Annotated in this window: 24 protein-coding genes; 8 read left to right on the forward strand and 16 right to left on the reverse strand. The window is 63.9% G+C overall.

Going from position 1 to position 20,557, the window contains the following annotated elements; translation table 11 throughout:
* Positions 1–10: 10 nt before the first annotated feature.
* Positions 11–1,696, reverse strand: a complete 1,686-nt coding sequence (locus JOF57_RS11015; RefSeq protein ID WP_209916432.1) for a GMC family oxidoreductase — start codon at positions 1,694–1,696, stop codon at positions 11–13.
* 210 nt (positions 1,697–1,906) lie between these two features.
* On the opposite strand from JOF57_RS11015, the gene JOF57_RS11020 reads away from it, so the two are divergent.
* Positions 1,907–2,269: a metallopeptidase family protein gene (locus JOF57_RS11020; protein ID WP_209916440.1), complete on the forward strand. Its 363-nt coding sequence runs from the start codon at positions 1,907–1,909 to the stop codon at positions 2,267–2,269.
* 57 nt (positions 2,270–2,326) lie between these two features.
* Here JOF57_RS11020 and JOF57_RS11025 read toward each other — a convergent pair whose 3' ends face one another.
* From JOF57_RS11025 to JOF57_RS11055, 7 genes are all read right to left on the reverse strand, one after another.
* A complete protein-coding gene (locus JOF57_RS11025) occupies positions 2,327–3,535 on the reverse strand; it encodes a serine hydrolase domain-containing protein (protein ID WP_307869998.1) in 1,209 nt (402 codons plus the stop codon).
* 25 nt (positions 3,536–3,560) lie between these two features.
* Entirely contained in the window at positions 3,561–4,043 is a 483-nt protein-coding gene (locus tag JOF57_RS11030) for a nitroreductase/quinone reductase family protein (RefSeq protein ID WP_209916441.1), read from the reverse strand.
* Positions 4,044–4,066: 23 nt separating this feature from the next.
* Positions 4,067–4,609 (reverse strand): VOC family protein, encoded by a 543-nt coding sequence (locus JOF57_RS11035; protein WP_209916442.1) that lies wholly within the window; start codon positions 4,607–4,609, stop codon positions 4,067–4,069.
* A 107-nt stretch (positions 4,610–4,716) separates the two neighbouring features.
* Complete coding sequence (locus JOF57_RS11040; protein ID WP_209916443.1) at positions 4,717–5,334, reverse strand: helix-turn-helix domain-containing protein; 618 nt, start codon at positions 5,332–5,334, stop codon at positions 4,717–4,719.
* A 230-nt stretch (positions 5,335–5,564) separates the two neighbouring features.
* Positions 5,565–6,116 (reverse strand): YaeQ family protein, encoded by a 552-nt coding sequence (locus JOF57_RS11045; RefSeq protein WP_209916444.1) that lies wholly within the window; start codon positions 6,114–6,116, stop codon positions 5,565–5,567.
* A 236-nt stretch (positions 6,117–6,352) separates the two neighbouring features.
* The gene (locus JOF57_RS11050; protein WP_209916446.1) at positions 6,353–6,973 is read right to left on the reverse strand and encodes a winged helix-turn-helix transcriptional regulator; all 621 of its coding nucleotides are present in this window, start codon (positions 6,971–6,973) and stop codon (positions 6,353–6,355) included.
* 33 nt (positions 6,974–7,006) lie between these two features.
* Complete coding sequence (locus JOF57_RS11055; RefSeq protein ID WP_209916447.1) at positions 7,007–7,738, reverse strand: hypothetical protein; 732 nt, start codon at positions 7,736–7,738, stop codon at positions 7,007–7,009.
* A gap of 186 nt (positions 7,739–7,924) precedes the next feature.
* Here JOF57_RS11055 and JOF57_RS11060 point away from each other — a divergent pair, with 186 nt between their 5' ends.
* A complete protein-coding gene (locus JOF57_RS11060; RefSeq protein ID WP_234938098.1) occupies positions 7,925–8,323 on the forward strand; it encodes a DUF1761 domain-containing protein in 399 nt (132 codons plus the stop codon).
* 321 nt (positions 8,324–8,644) lie between these two features.
* On the opposite strand, the gene JOF57_RS11065 is transcribed toward JOF57_RS11060, so the two are convergent.
* Positions 8,645–8,860 (reverse strand): hypothetical protein, encoded by a 216-nt coding sequence (locus JOF57_RS11065; protein WP_209916451.1) that lies wholly within the window; start codon positions 8,858–8,860, stop codon positions 8,645–8,647.
* Between the two features lie 383 nt (positions 8,861–9,243).
* Between JOF57_RS11065 and JOF57_RS11070 the strand changes: the two genes are divergently transcribed.
* Positions 9,244–9,549, forward strand: a complete 306-nt coding sequence (locus tag JOF57_RS11070; RefSeq protein ID WP_234938099.1) for a type II toxin-antitoxin system Phd/YefM family antitoxin — start codon at positions 9,244–9,246, stop codon at positions 9,547–9,549.
* Between the two features lie 157 nt (positions 9,550–9,706).
* On the opposite strand, the gene JOF57_RS31215 is transcribed toward JOF57_RS11070, so the two are convergent.
* Positions 9,707–9,940, reverse strand: coding sequence for a hypothetical protein (locus tag JOF57_RS31215; protein WP_209916453.1), 234 nt, complete (start codon positions 9,938–9,940; stop codon positions 9,707–9,709).
* Between the two features lie 165 nt (positions 9,941–10,105).
* Positions 10,106–11,268 (reverse strand): IS3 family transposase gene (locus JOF57_RS11080; protein WP_110777903.1). Its coding sequence is split into 2 segments (ribosomal slippage): positions 10,106–10,981 and positions 10,984–11,268, totalling 1,161 coding nucleotides; the frame shifts between segments, so codons are not numbered across the junction.
* Between the two features lie 196 nt (positions 11,269–11,464).
* On the opposite strand from JOF57_RS11080, the gene JOF57_RS11085 reads away from it, so the two are divergent.
* Positions 11,465–12,562 (forward strand): tyrosine-type recombinase/integrase, encoded by a 1,098-nt coding sequence (locus JOF57_RS11085; protein WP_079632879.1) that lies wholly within the window; start codon positions 11,465–11,467, stop codon positions 12,560–12,562.
* A gap of 283 nt (positions 12,563–12,845) precedes the next feature.
* Here JOF57_RS11085 and JOF57_RS11090 read toward each other — a convergent pair whose 3' ends face one another.
* From JOF57_RS11090 to JOF57_RS11105, 4 genes are all read right to left on the reverse strand, one after another.
* Positions 12,846–13,259 carry a DUF302 domain-containing protein gene (locus JOF57_RS11090; protein WP_079633042.1) on the reverse strand — a complete coding sequence of 138 codons (414 nt, stop codon included), beginning with the start codon at positions 13,257–13,259 and terminating at the stop codon, positions 12,846–12,848.
* 113 nt (positions 13,260–13,372) lie between these two features.
* A complete protein-coding gene (locus JOF57_RS11095) occupies positions 13,373–14,044 on the reverse strand; it encodes a class I SAM-dependent methyltransferase (RefSeq protein WP_079632878.1) in 672 nt (223 codons plus the stop codon).
* Positions 14,045–14,064: 20 nt separating this feature from the next.
* Entirely contained in the window at positions 14,065–14,676 is a 612-nt protein-coding gene (locus JOF57_RS11100; RefSeq protein WP_079632877.1) for a methyltransferase family protein, read from the reverse strand.
* A 61-nt stretch (positions 14,677–14,737) separates the two neighbouring features.
* A complete protein-coding gene (locus JOF57_RS11105) occupies positions 14,738–15,400 on the reverse strand; it encodes a DsbA family protein (protein ID WP_079632876.1) in 663 nt (220 codons plus the stop codon).
* Between the two features lie 102 nt (positions 15,401–15,502).
* On the opposite strand from JOF57_RS11105, the gene JOF57_RS11110 reads away from it, so the two are divergent.
* Together JOF57_RS11110 and JOF57_RS11115 are read left to right on the forward strand one after the other, a co-directional pair.
* Positions 15,503–15,871: an ArsR/SmtB family transcription factor gene (locus JOF57_RS11110; protein WP_079632875.1), complete on the forward strand. Its 369-nt coding sequence runs from the start codon at positions 15,503–15,505 to the stop codon at positions 15,869–15,871.
* Entirely contained in the window at positions 15,868–17,811 is a 1,944-nt protein-coding gene (locus JOF57_RS11115) for a heavy metal translocating P-type ATPase (RefSeq protein WP_079632874.1), read from the forward strand. The genes JOF57_RS11110 and JOF57_RS11115 overlap by 4 nt, the downstream gene beginning before the upstream one ends.
* Before the next feature lie 80 nt (positions 17,812–17,891).
* Here JOF57_RS11115 and JOF57_RS11120 read toward each other — a convergent pair whose 3' ends face one another.
* Positions 17,892–18,662 (reverse strand): sulfite exporter TauE/SafE family protein, encoded by a 771-nt coding sequence (locus JOF57_RS11120; protein WP_207554119.1) that lies wholly within the window; start codon positions 18,660–18,662, stop codon positions 17,892–17,894.
* Between the two features lie 506 nt (positions 18,663–19,168).
* On the opposite strand from JOF57_RS11120, the gene ripB reads away from it, so the two are divergent.
* Together ripB and JOF57_RS11130 are read left to right on the forward strand one after the other, a co-directional pair.
* Entirely contained in the window at positions 19,169–19,798 is a 630-nt protein-coding gene (gene ripB, locus JOF57_RS11125; RefSeq protein ID WP_234938356.1) for an NlpC/P60 family peptidoglycan endopeptidase RipB, read from the forward strand.
* A 291-nt stretch (positions 19,799–20,089) separates the two neighbouring features.
* On the forward strand, positions 20,090–20,500 hold the full coding sequence (locus tag JOF57_RS11130; protein ID WP_109557117.1) for a hypothetical protein: 411 nt from the start codon (positions 20,090–20,092) through the stop codon (positions 20,498–20,500).
* Positions 20,501–20,557 lie beyond the last annotated feature (57 nt).

Below are 20,557 nucleotides of genomic sequence, written 5' to 3' on the forward strand. Positions count from 1 at the left end.
GCGTCCGTAGTTATCCCAGGATCGCCCGTGCGGCGCGCTCTGCGATCAGCATGACCGGCGCGTTGGTGTTACCGGAAGTGATGGTGGGCATCGCCGACGCATCGGCCACACGAAGGCCGGCGACGCGGTACACGCGACAGTCGGTGTCGAGCACCGTGGCGGCCGACCGCGGAAGACCTTGGGCGTCAAAGGTTCCCATCGCGCAGGTGCCCACCGGGTGGAAGATGGTGGTCCCGAGTTCACGGGCCGCCTGCTGCAGGTCCTCGTCACTGACCAGCTGGGGGCCGGGAAGCAACTCTTCCGGGCAGTAGGGGGCCAGGGACGGCGCTGCCATGATCTGCCGCGTCATCCGGAGGCCGCGCACAGCGATTTGACGATCGGTGTCCGTGGACAGGTAGTTGCAGGAAATCTTGGGGTAAGTCAGCGGATCTGAATCGGCCATGCGCACATGGCCACGCGAGCTGGGACGCAGATTGCACACCGAGGGAGTGATCGCGCCGAAAGGGTGCAGAGATTCGCCGAACTTCGGCAAGGACAAGGGCTGCACATGCCACTCCATATCGGGACTGGCCACCGCGGGGTCACTCTTGGCGAAGGCCCCCAGTGTGGAGGGCGGCATGGTCATCGGCCCTGAACGGAGCAACAGGTACTGAAGTCCCATGCCGGCCCGGGTAATCCAATTGCGGTACAGCGTGTTGACAGTCGGGGCGCCCTGGATGCGGTAGACGGTTCGCAGCTGCAGGTGGTCCTGGAGGTTTTCACCCACTCCCGGCAGGTCGACGGCCACCGGCACGTGATGCTGGGTAAGCAACTCGGCTGGGCCCAGACCCGAGACCTGCATGAGATGGGGTGAACCGATCGCTCCGGCGGTCAGGATCACCTCCCGGTGGGCGCGGACGTCGACGACTTGGCCATCTTTGAGGAGTCGCACGCCGGTGGCTCGGCGCTGAGCCGTCGTCCAGGCTCCGCGACGCTGATCCTCGCGCACCTGGTCGTCCATCAGCAGTCGCACGGCCTGCGTCTGGGTGTAGACGGTGAGATTGGACCGGTGGGCGACGGGATGCAGAAACGCATCGGCCATCGACCAGCGACGGCCACGCCGTTGGTTGACGTGAAAGTACGCACTGCCGGCGTTGTCGCCCCGGTTGAACTCGTCGATCGGGGCGATGCCCACCTGGGCAGCGGCGGCCTGCCATGCATCCAAGATCTTCCAGCGCACCCGCGGCCGCTCCACGCGGATCTCACCACCGGCGCCGTGCCAGTCGTCGGCTCCGCCGAAGTAGTCTTCCAACTTCTTGTAGATCGCCAGTGTGTCGCCGGCGCTGTCCGGGCCACCCCAAAGCCATCGGTCGTCACCGGTGGCCTGCGCCCACAGGTCGTAATCGCTTGCCTGACCGCGCATGTGGATCATGGCGTTGATCGACGAGCAGCCGCCGATCACGCGGCCCCGCGCGTAGTGGATGCTGCGGCCGGCCAGACCTGGGTCGGCCTCGGTCGTGAAGCACCAGTCGGTGCGGGGGTTGGCAATGGTGTACAGATAGCCCACCGGCACCTTGATCCAGAACCAGTTGTCATTTCCGCCGGCCTCAATCAAGAGCACACGGTGGCCAGGGTTGGCGCTGAGCCTGTTGGCGAGCAGGCAGCCCGCACTGCCTGCCCCCACGATGATGAAGTCAAATTCGGCGACGGGGCTCATTGCGGCAACGTTCCTCCATGGCGTCGGATGCGAGTCCTAGTGTGCGCGATGACCGCTCGGTATGTTCTGTCGACACGTGTTCGCACGTCTGCTGCGCCGCGGCGGCGTGTAGCGCAAGGCGATGTCGGCGGGTCGGCAGGATCACCCAGGATGGAACACCGTCCCAACCGTCGGCGTCCTAGGGCCGCCGATTCTGGCACCATGGCGGAGATGGATACCGTCTCGAGTCCGGGTCCGAGGGATCCGTTCGACGAGGGGATTGCCGACGCGCTCAGCTCGCTGCCGGCCAACCTTCGTGCGGCGATGAGCAACGTCGAGATCGTCGTAGAGGACGAGCCTCCGGACGGGCAACCACTGCTCGGCTTGTACCGCGGCGTGCCGCTGCCCCAAAGGACCAGCAACTACAGCGGAGCGCTGCCCGACAAGATCAGCATCTTCGCCGGGCCGCTCACCCGACTCGCGGCCGGCGACACCGATCGTCTACGTCGCCGGGTCACGCACGTCACGCTCCACGAGATCGCGCATCACTTCGGCATCAGCGACGAGCGGCTGATCGAGCTCGACCGCTACTGACGCGGCACCCAGACGAGGGTCTGTCCCGGCACCGCGCGTGTCAGTTGCGTCGCGGTGTCACAGCGCGTCGTACACCGCAGCGACGAGCCGATAGGCACGGCGATCGCCGGCCAGCCAGTCGCGGCGCAGATTGGGCACGAAGGCAAAAGCGACCTTGTGTTCGAGATCCGCCAGTCCCACCGAGCCGCCGGCGCCCGGATGGCCGAAGGCCGTCCTCTGCGCATGTTCGGGCACCACGAAGTTCTGTGACGGCAGCATGTAGCCGAGGCCGAATGCGCTTTCCAAACGCAGCACCCGGTCGCGGCCGCGCACGCGTTCTGTGATCGCTTCCCGCAGGGGACCGGGGGCGACCAGGGTTCCGCCGATCAGGTCGCCATAGAATTTGGCCAGATCGCGAGCGGTGGTGACCAGGCCAGACGCGGGCCATCCGGCCGCCAATACTTCTGGATCATTATATGCTGCAACGGGATTCGATGATGCCCGAATGAACAGCGATTCTGGATCGGCGAACGCGGCGACCATGTCGGCGACTGTGTCCTCCGGTATCGGCGGCGCGTTCTCAGCGCTCCAGACACGCTGCTCGGGCGGTGGCGAACTGATCCGGGCAGCCTCGCGCACCGCCGCACCGGAAGCTCCGATGTGCAGCCGATCGCCCAAGTGGCGCCGGGCGAACTCGCCGACTGTCATGCCGGTGTGGCGGCGCACGAATTCGCCGACCAACCATCCGAAAGTCAAAGCGTGATAACCATGTTCGGTCCCTGGCTGCCAGAGCGGGCGTTGGCGCGCCAACAGGTCGGCCATCGCCGTGGGATCCGCGGCCTGGGCCACCGAAACCGGGCGCTCCAATACGGGCAACCCGGCCCGGTGCGCCATCAGGTCGCTCAGGGTGATCTCGTGCTTGCCGTGTTGTGCGAATTCCGGCCACCAGGCGCTCACCGGTTCCTCGACGTCGTGGCCGCATTGCTGGGCGACCATGAGGGCCGCGGTCGCCGTGACGCCCTTGGTGCAGGAAAAGGTCGGACAAGCGGTGTCGCGAGTCCATGGACGTCCGGTCCGTCTGTCGGCGATGCCTCCCCACAGGTCCACCACCGCACGCCCGTCGACGAATACCGCCACCGCGGCGCCGAGGTCGTCGCCGTCGGCTAAACCTGCTTCAAAGACGGCTTTCACTTCCGCAAACGCGGGGTCAGCGTGCCCCGCCGCCGAACTGGACATAAACCGAATTAGAACACGTTCTAGTACTGGTCGAGTGCGGATCCCGGACACTGCGGAAAAGTGATCTGGCCGCTTCTCATCCCGTAGATCGGCGTTGTGCGAAGCGGATCGTCACCAGTGGCACCGGCCTGTCGATCGTCGCCTGGAACTCGGCCAGCAGTCGGTTGTTTCGCCGCACCCAATCGGCGAACTCGTCGTACTCGGCACCGGCCAGCGTCGTGGCCGTTCCCTGACGCGTCTCGTTCCCGATCTCGACAGTGACGGCCGGGTTCGCTCGGATGTTGTGGAACCAGTCCGGATCCCGATCTTCCCGGAACGAGCTGAGGTAGAGCGTATCGCCGCGATAGTTGGGCGCCAGAGGCACTACTCGGAGTTCACCGCTGCGGGCACCGGTCGTAGTCAACAGGATCAGCGGGTACCCGGCGTAGTCACCGCCGACCTGGCCCGCGTTCGCTCGGAACTCGGCAACCACGTCGTCGTTCCAGTTCGATGGATCTTGACCGGTTTCCTGATTCCACGGGGCGTCGGCGTCGTCGTAGCTGATGTCTTGGTTCGCCATGCTTGGAAACCTCCGCTCGTCGATCACTTATGGGGGTCGCGGACTTTGCGGAGCGCCTGAAGCAGTGTGTCGTGGATGTAGGTGAGTTCGGGAGTCGGCTCCCACGCGGCCGAATCGTCAGTGTTGTCTGACCAGTCAGTGCCGGTGGAGCTCTCGCCCCAGTTGCTGTCCAGGGCGGTCCCGCTCTGGTAGACCCACCACAGGTTGTGCCAGGGGTCGAGGAAACGGGCGAAGACATCACCGAAGAACTCAGTCGGGCGGGTGATGATCTCGGCACCGCCGGCGGCCGCACGCGCCAGCACGACCTCGACATTGTCGACATAGACCTGCAGCAGTGCCGGGGTGAATGGCCAGCCGGGCTTCCGTTCGGCGAACATCACAGTGCTGCCACCGATCTGAAGCTCGGCATGTAGGAGGAGCCCGTCGTCGTCGACAGTGCGGGCGTCGGGATGCACGATGCCGTCGAAGACATCGGTCAGAAAACGGATCAGCCCCTCGGCGTCACGCGTGACAATGAACGGGTTGATCGTTGAGAAGCCGGCCGGTGCGGCGGGGACAGCAGTCATGAGTTTCCTCTCGTCACCACCATTTGATCGCGAGGCCGCAGGCCAGTTCTTGAACCAGAACGACAACTCTTCGGTGACGACACCGTCAGGGGTCGTCGTCGGTCGCGTCAGTACTGCCGGCGCCTTTGGGCGGCAATGATCGCGGCCGGGGTCTGACCGCGGATCAACCGTAGCGAGCGCGTCAGATGTGGCTGATCGGCGAATCCGGCCCCGGCCGCCGCTTCCGCAGGCGAGTGCCCGGTCTGCAACAGGAAGTAGCCGTGCTGCGCGCGATGAAGTTGATCGATCTGCTGAGCGGTCAGCCCGACCGTGCGACGGTAGCGGCGTTGCCAAGTCCGTTCCGAGGCGCCGATCCGATCCCCGTTCAGTGCCTTGCGGACCTCCTCGTCGACCAGTAGCCCGCAGTTCTCAGCCAGGTGATCGACCCAGTCTTCAAGATCGGGCCAGGCTGGCACCGGCCATCGGCGATCCCCGAGGAGGACGTGGCCGCCCGATACCGGCAAGGTCACCGTCTCACCGAGGATCGCGCACTTCGGCACTCCTGGGATTGCGACGTAGGCGGCGAGTTCGACGCCCCAGTACTGCTCACCCAAATGCCCGTCGACAACCCGATTGCGCAAGCTGGGACCATCCAGCTCCGCGGCCAACTCTCCGTCTCGGCGACGGATAAACGACAAACCCCAATACTCGGATCCGATGACCGAATAGCGTTGGGGGCTCTCCACAGTCGCGCGCCAGACTGTGCGGACCCACGGTGATCTGCCCGCCCGTTCCTCCCACATCCGAGGAAACATACTGCCCGGCGTCCCTCCGCGTAGGCCCCCACGGGGCTGTCAGGTGAGCGACACCTGCAGCACCTCAACCCCAGCGGATCCAAGTCCGGGGGAGCTTCGATGATCCAGATATTCCAGAACTGGGCGCTAACACCATCGACCAGCGCCTCGGGCTCAGAGGTTCACTGCAATGGCTCGGGTGTGAAGGTGACGTCGACTCCGCCTACGGTCATCGTCACCTGACCTTCGATCACCATCACCTGCGCCGAGACCCGTCGATCGACAGTCTGGGCCAGTTGCTGCACCGGTGCGTGCGGTATCTGCATCACCGACAGGTTCGGCAGCCCCGCCACTTTGGGGCCGACGGTGCGCCACCAGGTGGCAACGCCGGCGGCAAACGGGAACAGCAGCACCTGGTCGGCCTGGCTGGCCGCCTTGCCCAAGACTCGCTCGTCGGGCTGGCCGACGTTGATCCACTCCAGGATCCGGCCGGTGTAGTCGGCGAGCCGCAAGTCCGGTACGCCAGGGGTGGACAGGCCCGCCCCGAACGCCAACTCACCGTCGACGTCGCTGAGTCGGTGTGCGCGCAGCCCAAACGCCAATAACCGCACCACCATCCGCTCATCGGTCTCACTGGGATGACGGGCCACGGTCAGTGTGTGATCGGCGTAGTAACCGTGATCGACATCGGAGACGCCAAGTTCGACTTTGAACACTGTTGCAGAAAGGGCCACGTCATAGTGTCCACCCAGGTGGTGCCCGCCGAGTAGTCGGGCCGCTTTGAGTGGTCAGGGCGCCGCGCTAGCCGTCGGATCGAGTCGCCACCGATAGGCCCCCTAACTGGGGTAGGCGTGAACATCCTGAGGTTTGGCAAGGGGAGAGAGCCTGACAGCGGGGCAATGCGGCAGCTATGGCGATGACCATCAGCGTGGCGCCGCGAACGGTCCAGTCGGTTACGGGCGATGTCGCGTCAGCGAGGGTCGAATACCGCGGCGAGGTCTTGTTGATCACCGGTGAGGTTTCCCGCAGCGATTGCCTGCTGGACTGTGAGCATGCCCGCCGCCAGGCCGAGTATCACCAAGGGTTCGGCGCGGAGGACGGTAGTGGGCTGTTCATCGACCGCTAGTCCAACGTGCGTGCCGACGTTGTCTATGCGCGCAATCAGGATTGTGCCGTCGACCTCGATAGCGGCCGTTGCAGGAACCTTGGCCCGATTGCCGCCCAGCAGCGACTCCAGCGCCACCACCAGCCAATGGGGTTGGAAGCTGTCGTTCTGCGGGCCGGAAACCATGAGGGGTTTACTCCAACTCACCAGCGCGGCAACGGTATTTCGGAGTTCGTGCCCCCAGGGCGTGAGTGCGTAGGCGACGCTGTTGCTGTCACTGTCTAGCTGGCGATGAACAACGCCAGCGTCTTCCAGTTCACGCAGGCGATCAGTCAGCAGGTTAGTCGAAATCCCGGGAAGCCCGGCCTGGAGTTGCCCGTAGCGCGCTGGGCCGGAGAGCAATTCGCGCACGACGAGCAGGCTCCACCGATTGCCCACGACGTCGAGTGCACGTGCTAAGCCGCAGTACTGCCCGTATGACCGCATGGGTAGCGCCTCCTTCTTTGCTTTGCGCCAAGCTCAATGCTCGATCTTGATCTCGTCGAAGTCGAGCGCCAGCAATGTGGGCTGAGGCAGGACACTGCCTCGGAGACCTCGCGGAAATACGCGCCGCCGGGTGGGAAAAACAATCCCATCGATGCAGCGATACTGGCTGCAGTAGAGCGCGGCATTGGCCCAGGCGCCGACAGGTTCGGCGAGGAAGTCGTGGCGACCGATCAGGCCGTCGGAGTCCACGTAAAACGTCTGCTGCCGGCAGTGGGTGTTGATGTCAGTAGGGAACGTGGCCAGGAGCCGCCGCCATTGACGACCTGACTTCTGGCAGGGTCCGCCGTCTGTCACGGTGACGCCGTCGAGGGTAAGCAGGTGCGGCAAGGTGAGGTAGTTCCAGAAGGCGTATCCAGCAAAGTAGGTCGTGTCGAGGGGATCCCAACGGAAGTTACGGCGGATTCCACTCAGCCCAAAGAAAGCTGCACGAGGGTCGGTTCGGACATCAATCACCTCACCGCCACGGCTTTCTAGCCGCGTCTCGCCGTGGTCGAACACGCCGCGCTGGCCGGCCTGCGGGAAGTCTTGAAGGACGGTGCGCCGCTCGGCGAGTCTGACCTCGACAGTGAAGTTCGATAGCTTGCTGCCGGGAAAACGCTTGGGCAGCAAGCCACCCAAGCGGCCCCGAGCGGTAATCATCGCAATAGAACTCCAACGTTCAGCGCCGCCATAGGCGTCAAGAACCTCGTTGAGTAGCTCAACCATCCCACCGCCTCCAATCACACTTCATTTTTGATTGCGAGCTTGTATATTACATGTGCAATGCGTGACCATGGACGGAAGAGGTAACCGGCATATGCAGATCGCACGAAACGGCGGCAGCGCGCATCACGTAGACCAGGGCTCGGCGCCACGCCTGCTCGCAATCAGTCCAGGAGCCTTGCTGTGCATATGAATTGGCTCGGTATTGCAGTCGCGACCGCCGCGGGAATGGCGGTAGCCGGCGTATGGTACGGAAAGATTTTCGTCACCCCGTGGTGGAACCTGACTGGCATCACACCAGAGCAATCGAAAGCGGCAAGCCGACGAAACATGGCTCAGTTGCTGCTCGCCAACGCGGTGACTGCGATTGGGCTGGGGGCTGCGGTCGAGGTCACTTTCACGGCCACCGGCGGCCACTCTGTGTGGGTCGCCATGGTCGTCGGCTTCGCGGCGTGGCTGGCCTTCTCGGTCACAACGCTGGTTCAACACAACGCATTCGAACTGAAGCCGCCCCGACTGACCATCATCAACAGTGCGTACCAACTCGCACTGTTCCTCACGATGGCTCTCGTGATCGGGCTGTTCTAGCAAATCGAAGGCCGGTTGGCGATAAACGCTGGCCCTGGCGATCTAGCCCACACCTTCAGTGGGTCAACGATTCTGGCCAGGAAGTCCCGGAGTGGCGACGCCAGTGCCGATCCGGCCGATCGGATTGAAAATGATTCACCTGATGAAAGCGGGGCTTTTACTGGTAGCACTCCGTATTCGATCCCGCCGCATTCCCGGCGTTGCTAAGCGGCGACTCAGGTGGAGTGTGGCAGGGGAGAGGTGCTGACTGCTGGCCAGCTCGCTAGCGGCAGCCGGACGGGATCAGGTATCCGGTGTTCACGCTCACCGCGTCGTGAGGGTTCATGCGACGCTGCTGACAATCGCCACAACCAGCCCGCCCAGGGTCAGCACCCCAACCATCACTGCGGCGGCGATCGCCCGGCGTCGTAGGTGTCGGCGGGCGGCATCGATCGCCACCGCGATGCAGGCGAGGATCAACGCTGAATAGGCCGCCAGCGCCACCGTCAGCGTCAGCGTCGCTGTTGCCGCGGTGCTGGCCAGAATCACGTTGTGCATGCCGTGAGCCTACGGCGCGAACGGAAGCACTCATACTCGACGTGATTGTCGACGACCTGTTCCTGCAGTTGCCCAGAGTCGCTGCGACAGCATCTCCTTAACGGGTGGAAAAGGTTGGGCGGCAGCCTAAATGGGGAGAGCGACCGGGTGAACTTAAGTTGACATAATGTAGCTTATCGGTACACAACCATTGCGAGTTGCATCTGATGAGAATGCTCGCACCACATGGTGTCATTTCTCAACTAATCGAGCACTTTTTCACTTTACTGGTGCCTGCTGATCGAGTTTTCTCAATTTAGAGGTGCCCGGAAAGCTGGCTGACGTGCGGGATTGAACGAGTGTCCTATTCCGGAAACCGGTCAGGAACGCCCCTATAATGGGTCATGGACGTTGACGTGTTGAGTATGCGGGTACTGCCGTTCGCTGAAGTGCGCGAGAATCTTGAAGAGCTTGTCGATGCTGTGTTCCAGACGATGGACCGCATTCTGATCGTCAAAGACGATGCCCCAGTGGCGGTGTTGATTGGCATAGACGAATGGGACACTATGCAGGATACGCTGCAGTGGTTGTCGACTCCGGGGTCTGCGGAGTCGGTCGCTGAGTCGGAAGCTGATGTCGCCGCTGGCCGAAGTTACGGTGAGGATGAGATCCGCGATGTATACGGCGCTGGACCGGCCACGCCGCAGTAGTGCCACCACTGCCTATCTGAGAGCGCCGGAAATGGCCTCTGCAGTTAGCCGACGATTTCCTATAATCGTCACAGTGACGCAACTGCCTGGTGTGGGCCTGGTGAGTTGAATTGTCTTCTTGGTCATGGGATTCCGGGACGAATGGGTTGGATGGGGATCATCGGAGTCCGTAGTGTTTGCGTAGATCCTCACTGGCGATGGTGTTGCCGGCTGCATAGTCGGCGTCGGCCTGCGTGAGCTCGTGGTTGAGGGTTGAGGTGCGCGCCCGGAGTACTTGTTTTTTGCATTGGTCGAAGGTGATGCGCCCGGCGGCGAACTCGATGAGTCGGAGCATCGATGTGCGATCAGGTGTTGCACCTTCGAGCACGCTGCTGACGACAGCGTCGTGCACTGCGCTGCTGAGTGGCTGACAGGTCACTGCCGTGCAGGAGTTCGGCAAGGACGGTCAAGCTATCGGGTTCATCGTCGGCGATCTCGCGACTCACTCCGACAGTCTATGTCGCGGATCAGCGGAGCGGACGGTCGGGTCTGCTGCACGATCAGGTGACAGTTTCGGTCACGCGGCCTGACTGGCCGGTGCGGTCATAATCGCTTCGAATTCGATCGGGGTCAACCGCCCGAGTCCGGCTTGGCGCCGGCGCCGATGGTAGGTCCGTTCGATCCAAGTGACGATCGCGATCCTCAACTCTTCTCGTGTGCTCCACCGGCGGCGATCGAGCACGTTCTTCTGGAGCAGGGCGAAGAAGCTCTCCATGGCCGCATTGTCGCCGGCCGCCCCGACGCGGCCCATCGATCCGACCATCTCGTAGCGGCCGAGGGCGTGCACGAATTTCCTTGACCTGAACTGAGATCCGCGATCGGAATGCAGAATGCAACCGGCCACATCACCGCGGCGTGCCACCGCACTACTGAGCGCTGCGGTGGCCAGCCGGGACTTCATCCGAGAGTCGATCGAGTACCCGACGATGCGGTTGGAGTACACGTCCTTGATCGCACAGAGATAGAGCTTGCCCTCATCGGTGCGATGCTCAGTGATATCTGTGAGCCACAGCTGATTTGAACCACCAGCGGTGAAGTCGCGCTCGACAAGATCATCGTGCACCGGCGGACCCACTTTTCCGTTCTTACCGCGCTTTTTGCCGAAGACGCTCCACCACTTATTGTCCGCGCAGATCCGCCAGGCGGTGCGCTCGGCCATCGGCTCACCGGCATCACGGGCCTCCTCGACCAGGTAGCGGTACCCGAACTCTGGATCCTCGCCGTGGGCGTCGAACAGCGCGTTGGCGCGGTAGGCCTCGACGACCTCCGCGTCGGTGATGGGATTGGCCCGCCAGCGGTAATAGGGCTGGCGGGCGAGCTTGAGTACCCGGCACGTCACCGCCACGGGAATCCCGTCAGCGGCGAGCTCACCTACGAGCGGGTAGAGCCTTTTCCCGGCAGATTGGCCTGCGACAGGTACGCCGCGGCCCGGCGCAAGACCTCATTTTCCTGCTCCAACAACTTAATCCGACGCCGCGCATCCCGTAGCTCACCGGACTCGCCGGTGCTCTTACCAGGCTTGGTGCCCTCGTCGATGTCGGCTTGGCGCATCCACTTGTGCAGGGTCATCGGGTGGACTCCGAAATCGGTGGCGATCTGCTCGATCGTCACACCGTCGTCGCGGTTGCGGGCAACGCGGACGACGTCGTCGCGGAACTCACGGGGATAGGGCCTGGGCACAAGGACATCCTTCCAGCTCGCCCAGCACGGGCAAGCCAACTCAGATGTCACCTATTCGTGCAGCAGACCCGTTTTGTCACTGTGACACTTCTCCCCCGGGGTTTCTTTAACGGGAAAGTCACTGATGCACTTCGGTTTTAGGTCGGTTTGATGGATAAGATTGATTATCCATTTTTTCTTGCCGCAGTATTGAAGCATGCCCGCCACACCCGAATGCTCGCCCACCTCGCTCGGTCGTGTGGCGGCTAGTCAGACGGCTGATCCGCTTCCGGGCTGGTTCGTAGACTTCCTCAATGATCGGCAGACCCGTAAACCGTCTGCACACACAATGAAGGCGTATCGCCAGGACTTCGTCGCGATAGCAGCTGCAATCACGGACGGTAATCCCGCCCAACTTGCGGTATCTGACATAACGAAGGACTCGATGCGGGCCGCGTTCGCCCACTTCGCGCGCGATCACGAAGCTGCATCTATCCGCCGATGTTGGTCTACCTGGAATGTGCTGTGCACCTTTCTGTTCACTTCCGAGCTGTTGGCCGCCAATCCAATGGCGTTGGTAGGCCGTCCGAAACTCGCGCGGTCGCTACCCAAAGCGCTCCCCCGCACCGCGGTTGGTGCCTTGGTAGAGACTGTGGCCAAGGATGTGGACTCCACTCGTCGGACCGATTGGGGTGAACGAGATCTCGCGATGATTTTCACGGCCCTCTTGGCGGGGTTGCGGGCGGAGGAACTGCGCCAGGCCGACGTCGGCGACGTGCGAACCGTCGACGATGGTGCTGGCGTCATCCACGTGAAGGGCAAAGGCGGCAAGGACCGAACGGTGCCAGTAGAGGCCGACCTGCTACGAGTGATCGAGGTGTATCTCGACAGTAGGGCAATCAGATTCCCCGACGCCGTGAAGCGTCAGGCTGGGCCGCTATGCGGCGGTCTGTCCCGATGGCCGGCTCGCTCGCCCCTGTTCGTTGGCCGTGACGGCGAGCGGATCACGCGCGGCACGGTGCAGTCGCGAATCAAGCGTGCGTTCAAACTCGCCGGCCCTGACGCTCAGCCGGTGCCCGGGGCGATGGTGCATGGTTTACGGCATACCTTCGCTACCGAACTGGCAAGCGCCGAAGTCAGCGTCTACACGCTGATGAAGCTGCTCGGCCACGAGTCGATGACCACCTCGCAGCGCTACGTCACCGCGGCGGGAAACGAAACCCGAACTGCCGCAGCACAAAATTACCTATATACATTGGTCGCCCCCGTTGCGGCGACCGAGGAACATCACTTCCAGGCGCCGGGAGTCGGCTAGACCGGCATCCTCGGTCTTGAGGTCGGATCATTGAGTCGATGGCGCTGCAGGTTGTGGCAATGCTGCGCCTGCAGGGTCGTGGGAGGGTTGGACGAGTAAGGGCCGCGACGAGGAGATATAGGCTGCCCGGGCGATGGCTTGCAGCCGCAGACTCTCAGCCTCGCAATGGAACTCTCTCGATTTGCGGAGAAGATCAACGATCAATCATCCTCTGCAGATCTCCTCGATGTTTCCGGTGAGCTCAGATTCCACGGCATCTCAGCATGGAGCAAACAGCGCCCGCTCAGCTGGCTGGGCCTGCGTGTGAGAGAGACTCGATCGCATTGCGCAGGAGTGCCGCGGCCTCATCGGCTACTGCATGCAAGTCAGGCTGATCACTGACCTGCACCATCACTTGCGGATCCATCGCATCGATGATGACTGCGCCATCGATCGTGGGATCGGTTCGCACGATTACGTTGCATGGAAGCAACAGTCCGATCTGGCGATCGACATCAATGGCCCGATGAGCTAAGGACGGATTGCATGCACCCAAGATGAGGTAATCCTCGACATCCGCACCCAGTTTGGCCTTCAGTGTGGCCTTCATGTCAATCTCGGTCAGCACGCCGAAGCCCTGATCGGCCAGTGCTTTTCGGGTACGTTCTACGGCGTGGTCAAATGTGCTTTGCAGAGTGGTTGAAATAGCAAGCGCCATAGTCAGTTCCTCCATACCTGTATGTTGTCGGCCAAACGTCGATAAGCGCCGCCAATGTCTCGTCGGGCGTCTTCGTGGTGCAACGCGGCAGGCCCTCGGCGCCACGGTGCAACTTATACGTGCTTGTACCCCCTTGGTCGCCGGTTAGGTGAAATGGCGGCGGTTTTGTGGGCAACGACGCGTTCGACGAGGCCGAGCGTGAACCGCTCACGATGATCGATCGCGAGGTCGGTCGCGGCCCGCAGGTGCTCTAGGGGGCGGCGTAGGAAGTGTTCGCCGCCAAGGGGAACGGTGAACAGCTCCAAGAAGCGCTGCACGGCTCGCACTGGGGCGGTGCTGCTGCGGATGTGGTCGACGAGGATGAGTTTTCCGCCGGGCCGCAGGACTCGGGTCATTTCGGTGAGAGCTTGGGTGTGGTCGGGGATGGCGCAGAGCCCGAAGGTGCACACCACGGTGTCGAAGCTGGAATCATTGAACGGCAGGTGATGCGCGTCGGCTTGTTGCAGGGTGGCGGGGTGGCCGAGGTCGGCGGCGCGTGCGCGGGCGAGGTCGAGCATCTGCTGGCTCCAGTCGATGCCGGTCAGGGTGACGTCGCCGGGGTAGAAGGCAAGGTTGAGTCCGGTGCCGATCGCTACCTCCAGCACTTCGCCGGTGGCTTGGCTGCAGACCCACTGGCGGGAGTCGCCGAACAGGTGGCGGTCGAAGAACCCGATCTCACGGTCATAGGTGGCCGATTTCTTGTCCCAGTATCGGTTCCAGCGGGCGGTGCGATCATCTGTGGCCATCGTTCACCTCGCGTCGGCGGTCAGACGGTCAGGCTGCGTCCGATGTGGGGAACAAACCGGCCGACAGCCCCACAGTAGTCCCGGTAGGCCCGGCCGTGAACGGCATTGAGGTAGGGCTCTTCGACCACCCGGACCTGCAGTTCGATCGTGACCAGCAGCACAAGGAACGCGGCCAGCGCGAGCGGGTTGGGGGTCATCAGGGTGATGCCGGCCGCGAAGATCAGCATGGCGGTGAAGATGGGGTTGCGCACCAGCGCGAACGCGCCGTGGCGTACCAGTGTGGTTGTCTCGCTGGGGTCCACCCCGATGCGCCACGATTGGCCCATGTCGCGTTGGGCGTAGACGGTGGCGGCGATCCCGGCAACAGCCGCCATGGTGCCGGTGGTGTGGATCCACGTCGCATCCAGCACGGAAATCGGGGCGAGGATGTCGAGTAGTTGCAGCAGCGGCGCGGCCGCCCCAGCGAGGATGGCAGCGATGAATCCGACCCCGGCCAACCATTGCAGCGACCCGGGCCGGCCGTGAATGCCGCGGAATCCGGTGGAGCCGGTGTGGCGGTATTGGGTCCAGCTGCGCCAGCCGAACCCCAACACAGCGAAAATCAGATACAGACCCAGCGCGGTGACGGCCATCAGGTGATTCCTCCTGGCTTGATGGGGATGCGGGCAGCTGCGGCCCGCGGCAGGCAATCAGTTAGTCGGCGGCGAGCGCTTCGTCGAACGCTGTGGCCAGGTCTTCATAGCTGTGTGGCTGGATGCGGGTGCCGTTGAGGAAAAACGTCGGCGTGCCCTGCACCCCCAAGGCCCGGCCGTCGGCGACGTCGAGGCGGATGCGTTCCAGCGTCGCGGGATCGGCGTAGGCGGCGTCGAAGGCGGCCATGTCCAGACCGAGTTGTGCTGCGAATACGCGGAATACGTCATCAGCCGGGGTTTGCTTCTCACCCCACTGGGCTTGGGTGTCATACATCGTGCGGTACATCGCCTCCAGCTGTCCCTGTTGGGCGGCGGCTTCCACCGTCCGGGCGGCCCGCTCGGCATTGACGTGGGCTTGCATCGGGAAGTAGCGGATCACGAAGTTCACCCGGTCCCCGTATTCGGCTCGCGCCTTTTCGATCTCCGGGTAGACCGCGCGGCATCCCTCACATTCGAAGTCCAGAAACTCCACAAATGTCACGCGGCTGTCGGGCACCGCGTTGAGGCGGTGACTGTTCTCGCGCACCACCTGCCCCACCACCGGGCTGTCGGGTCGTGCCGGGCTGGTCGAGGCGCGGTCGCGCACCGACAGATAGACCAGCGCACCGACCGCCATCGCGGTGATGACGAACGCGGTGAGCAACATGCGGCTGGTGCGCGCCATTCAGATACCTCTTCCGTGGACCCAATCTCTGGCATCGCATGCCGGCGATGTTGACGGGGTTGACCGATCAATAGTGTTGGACGCTATCATCGTCATGTGGCGATGAAAAGTGATTCGGTCGATCCCGCGGTGTGCGGCAATCTGGATGCGGCGACGGCGTTGTTTCACAGCCTCTCCGATGGCACCCGGCTGGCGATCCTGCGCCGCCTGGCTGGTGGTGAGGCCCGCGTGGTGGATCTGACCGGCGAACTGGGGTTGGCCCAGTCGACGGTGTCGGCGCATCTGGCCTGCCTGCGGGACTGCGGACTGGTGGATTTCCGGCCGCAGGGCCGCGCCTCGATCTACCGGCTGGCCCGCCCGGAGCTGCTGGACATGTTGCGGGCCGCCGAAGCGGTGCTGGAGGCCACAGGCAACGCGGTGGCGTTGTGCCCCAACTACGGCCACCCGACCCAGCGGAAGGTTGCGCGATGAGTGAGGCGTGCGGCTGCGGCAACGACGAACGCGACGACGAGCACGAACCCGAACGACTCTGGGAGATCACCGAACTGCGCGCGGCCGCGGTGGCCGGAGTGGTGCTGCTGACCGGGTATGTGGTCGGCTGGACCGGCGGTCCGCGCCCGGTCGAGATCGGCCTGTATGGGCTCGCCCTGGCGATCGGGGCGTGGACCTTCGTGCCCTCGACCCTGCGCCGACTGGCGAAAGGCCAGATCGGGGTCGGGACGCTGATGACGATCGCCGCGGTCGGCGCGGTGATCCTCGGCGAGGTCGGCGAAGCCGCCATGCTGGCCTTCCTGTTCTCCATCAGCGAGGGCCTCGAAGAATACTCACTGGCCCGCACCCGCCGCGGCCTGCGCGCCCTGTTGTCGCTGGTGCCCGATGAGGCCACCGTCCTCCGCGACGGCGCCGAAACCACCATCCCGGCAAGCGAATTGCGGGTCGGTGACCGGATGCTCGTCCGTCCCGGGGAACGGGTCGCCACCGACGGCACCATCACCTCGGGCCGCACTGCCTTGGATGTTTCGGCGATCACCGGCGAATCGGTGCCGGTCGAGGCCGGGCCCGGTAGTGAGGTGTTCGCCGGGTCGATCAACGGCACCGGCGCCCTGGAGGTCGAGGTCACCAGCAGCGCCGCGGATAACTCGCTGGCCCGCATTGTGGCCATCGTGGAGGCCGAGCAGTCCCGAAAAGGTGAAGCCCAGCGCCTGGCTGACCGCATCGCCAAACCCCTGGTCCCGGCGATCATGATCGCCGCGGCACTCATCGCCGCGATCGGCTCGGTCCTCGGGGATCCGTTGGTGTGGATCGAACGGGCCCTGGTGGTGCTGGTAGCGGCCTCGCCGTGCGCGCTGGCGATTTCGGTGCCGGTCACCGTGGTCGCCGCGATCGGCGCGGCCAGCAAGCTCGGCGTCCTGGTCAAGGGCGGCGCCGCACTCGAAGCCCTGGGCGCGGTACGCACCATCGCGCTGGACAAAACCGGCACCCTGACCGCCAACCGGCCCACCGTCATCGACGTCGCCACCACCGGCGGCGCCACCCGCGAGCAGGTCTTGGATGTGGCGGCGGCGTTGGAGGCGCGCAGCGAACACCCCCTGGCCGCAGCGATTCTCGCTGCCACCGATGGTCCGGTCCAGCCCGCCGAGGAGGTGGACGCAGTCACCGGTGCCGGCCTGGCTGGGTATCGCCAGGGCCGGCGGCTGCGGCTGGGCCGGCCCGGCTGGCTCGATCCCGGCCCGCTGGCCCAACAGGTCGCCGCGATGCAGGCCGCCGGCGCGACCGCGGTGCTGGTCGAAGACAACGATCAGCTGATCGGCGCGGTTGCGGTGCGCGACGAACTGCGCCCCGAAGCCGCCCAGGTCGTGGAGGCGCTGCGCCGCGGCGGCTATCAGGTGGCGATGCTGACCGGTGACAACCAAGCCACCGCGCACGCCCTGGCCCGCCAGGTGGGCATCGACACGGTGCATGCCGATCTGCGGCCCGAAGACAAAGCCGCGCTGATCGCGCAACTGCGCCAACACTCTTCGACAGCCATGGTCGGTGACGGGCTCAACGACGCCCCCGCCCTGGCCACCGCCGACCTGGGCATCGCGATGGGGGCGATGGGCACCGACGTGGCCATCGAAACCGCCGACGTCGCCCTGATGGGCGAAGACCTGCGCCACCTCACCCAAGCGCTGGCCCACGCGCGGCGCGCCCGGACCATCATGCTGCAAAACGTCGGCCTCTCATTGGGTTTGATCACCGTGCTCATCCCGCTCGCCCTCACCGGGATATTGGGGTTGGCCGCGGTCGTCGCCGTGCACGAACTCGCCGAAATCATCGTCATCGCCAACGGTGTGCGCGCCGGGCGCACCACAGCACTGGCGGCGGGTGCAGCGACCTCATCGCCGACAGCGCTCGCCACGCACGCATAAGCCGCCCGTGGTGTTGCCGGTGTCAACGGTTCGTGAATTCCACACCCTGTGGGTTTCCCGGAAGGCTGACCCGCCGGGTGCTATTGCAGGGCCTCAATGACGTAGAGAGCGGCGGTGGCGATGGCCGTTACCCCCAGGCCCGTTCGGAGTGCCCGTTCGGGCAGGTGTGGTTGGGCTCGTGCCCCGAGGTAGCCGCCAACGAGGCCGCCGGCGCCGGCGATAAGGCCGATCGTCCAGTTCGGCACAATGTGGTGACCTGCGGCGGTGGTGATTGCCAGGATGAGGTAAGTGAACGCACCGGCGGCCGAGGTGATGAACGTGCAGATGAGCGTGGCGGGTGCCACGGTGGCGACCGGCAGCCCGCGGCCCACCAGAATCGGGCTGAGCAGGGATCCGCCGCCAATACCGTAGATTCCGCCGATGACGCCCACTGCGAGCGCTACCGCCGTGGTAGCGGTGTGGGACAACGGCAGCCGATGCGACGGTGTCGGTGCGTTGGGGTTTCGTTGAACAAGAAGCCAGATGCCAAGGGGCAGGAGGAATCCGGCCACCGACAGTCGAAACACTTGGGGACCGGGAATCAGGAACACCCGGATCACAGCACCGAGGACGACGCCAGGAACGGTGCCGATCAGCAGGACCGTGGTCAACGCGTTGCGCAAGGGTGCCTGGGTGCGGAGACGAAGCAGTGCCCCAGGAATCGCCACGATGTTGAACAGCAGGTTGGTCGGCGTGACTGCCGGACTGGGTACCTGCAGGACGCTGAGTTGGACCGGCAGCAGGAACACAGCTCCGGACACGCCCACAGGAGCCGTCAGGACCGCAACCCCCAAACCTGCAACGAAGCTCAACAGGACAAGCTCAAGTGCACCCGCGAGAGCACTATCGTCGCGACGGCAACTGGCCGCCCAGAGTTTTGATCACCGGACTCGCATGAGGCCTGGCGTGTGGCTCGTCCAGTCGCTGCTGCGGCCCGCGGCGAGCCCTCCGCGCGGACGCTTGACTGATACGAGCCGCCCGTGAGGGTGGGGATTTCGTCGTGATTGCATCTGCGGACCTTCGACAGTTCGCTCGCCAGCAGGCACGGGTGATGAAGCTTCGTACAGGGGAGCATTCGCCGTGGGAAGCGGTATCAAGTGCACGCTGTTGCGGCTGAGTCAAAATGTTGTGAAAGTGAAATTTGAGCTGGACGTTACATTTGTGACCGGAGTGAATTACGCTAGCCGTTAGTACGGTGTGACTACGTAAGTGATTGGCCTCGCCACAAAGTGCGTGGGCTGGCATGAGGTCCTGACGGGTGGTGATTGGCATGGTGCGCACCTGGCTCGCCGCCGTCCTAGTTTTGTTGCTCGGTACGATGACCCCGGCGGTCGCGACTGCCGATAAGGGTGAATGGGATCCGACGTTGCCCAAGCTGATCAGTGCTGGAGCGCCAGGCGATCCGCTGGCGGTCGCCAACGCGTCGCTGCAGGCGAGCGCGATCGCTGCTCAGACGACGATGGATCTCGGGCGTTCATTCCTGAGCAGCCTGGGTTTCTCCGGTCCCACCAGTCCCGCGCCGCTGAGGGGGAATCGCGTCTATGGAGCGCAGGCGATCGAGTACGTAATTCGACGAGCGGGCTCCCAAATCGGAGTTCCCTACTCCTGGGGTGGCGGCAGCCTCACCGGCCCGAGTCGCGGTATCGATTCGGGCGCTGGCACCGTCGGTTTCGACTGCTCGGGGCTGACACGTTACGCCTTTGCCGGAGTGGGTGTTCTGCTGCCGCGATACTCCGGAGACCAGTACACCGCCGGCCGTCACATACCGCCCTCGCAAGCCAAACGCGGGGACCTGCTGTTCTGGGGTCCCGGTGGCGGACAGCACGAGGCCCTCTATCTGGGTGGCGGGCAGATGTTGGAGGCCCAGCAGACCGGTGTGCCGGTCAAAATTTCGCCTGTCCGTACCGCCGGGATGACCCCCTATGTGACCCGAGTGATCGAAAGCTAGCGTATTCAGGTGACCCTAGCGGTTGCAGTTGCCGTTCACAGCCTGGTCGGCAGGCCCGCCACAACATCTGCACCGCCTCGGCAAGCGAACTACTATCGTGGCCAGTAGATGAATGAGGTTCTGTGAAGCCATTGTTGAGGCCGTGTCTGATCAAGGGTGCGTGGCCATGGACCCTACGCGACACCCGAGCGCCCTGCGCGCCCAAGGCGCAATGGCATCGGGTTGTCGTTTGGGCCGCGACCGGGCAGGGCTCGGGGCATGCATAGTCAACCTAGGCCGTCGAAGCGTGGAATGCCCGTATGGCTTATCGCGGCCACGGCGGTCGTGCTGTTGGCCGTGATCGTAGTAATCGCAGTGATGACACATGGTTTCGGGCTGGCCAACTCGAACGAACGTATGGCACAAGCGCGGTGCGAAACTGATGTGCGCGCTCGGTTGGCATCACCGTCGAGCTCCAAACTCTCGGAGGTCAAAGCGACAGTAAGTGAGTTGGACCCCGACAGCCGAGACATGTTTCCACTCATCGGCAACGATTCGCTTAAAGGTGTTGATCATGGGCGGATCACGGTATGGAACGTCGCTGGCACGGTCGATGAACAAACAGAGGTCGGCACCCTGATTCATGACCCGTTTACGTGCCGCGCGTATTTCGTCGACGGTGTCTTGGCCGATACCCTCGTGCTGTTCGACCACGCGCACTAGCCAACAGTTGTTGCCGCGCGGCGCTGCCGTTCTTGACCGAATCTTTATCGGAGGGCT

It is taken from the genome of Mycolicibacterium lutetiense (genome assembly GCF_017876775.1).
In the GTDB taxonomy this organism is placed as follows: Bacteria; Actinomycetota; Actinomycetes; order Mycobacteriales; family Mycobacteriaceae; genus Mycobacterium; species Mycobacterium lutetiense.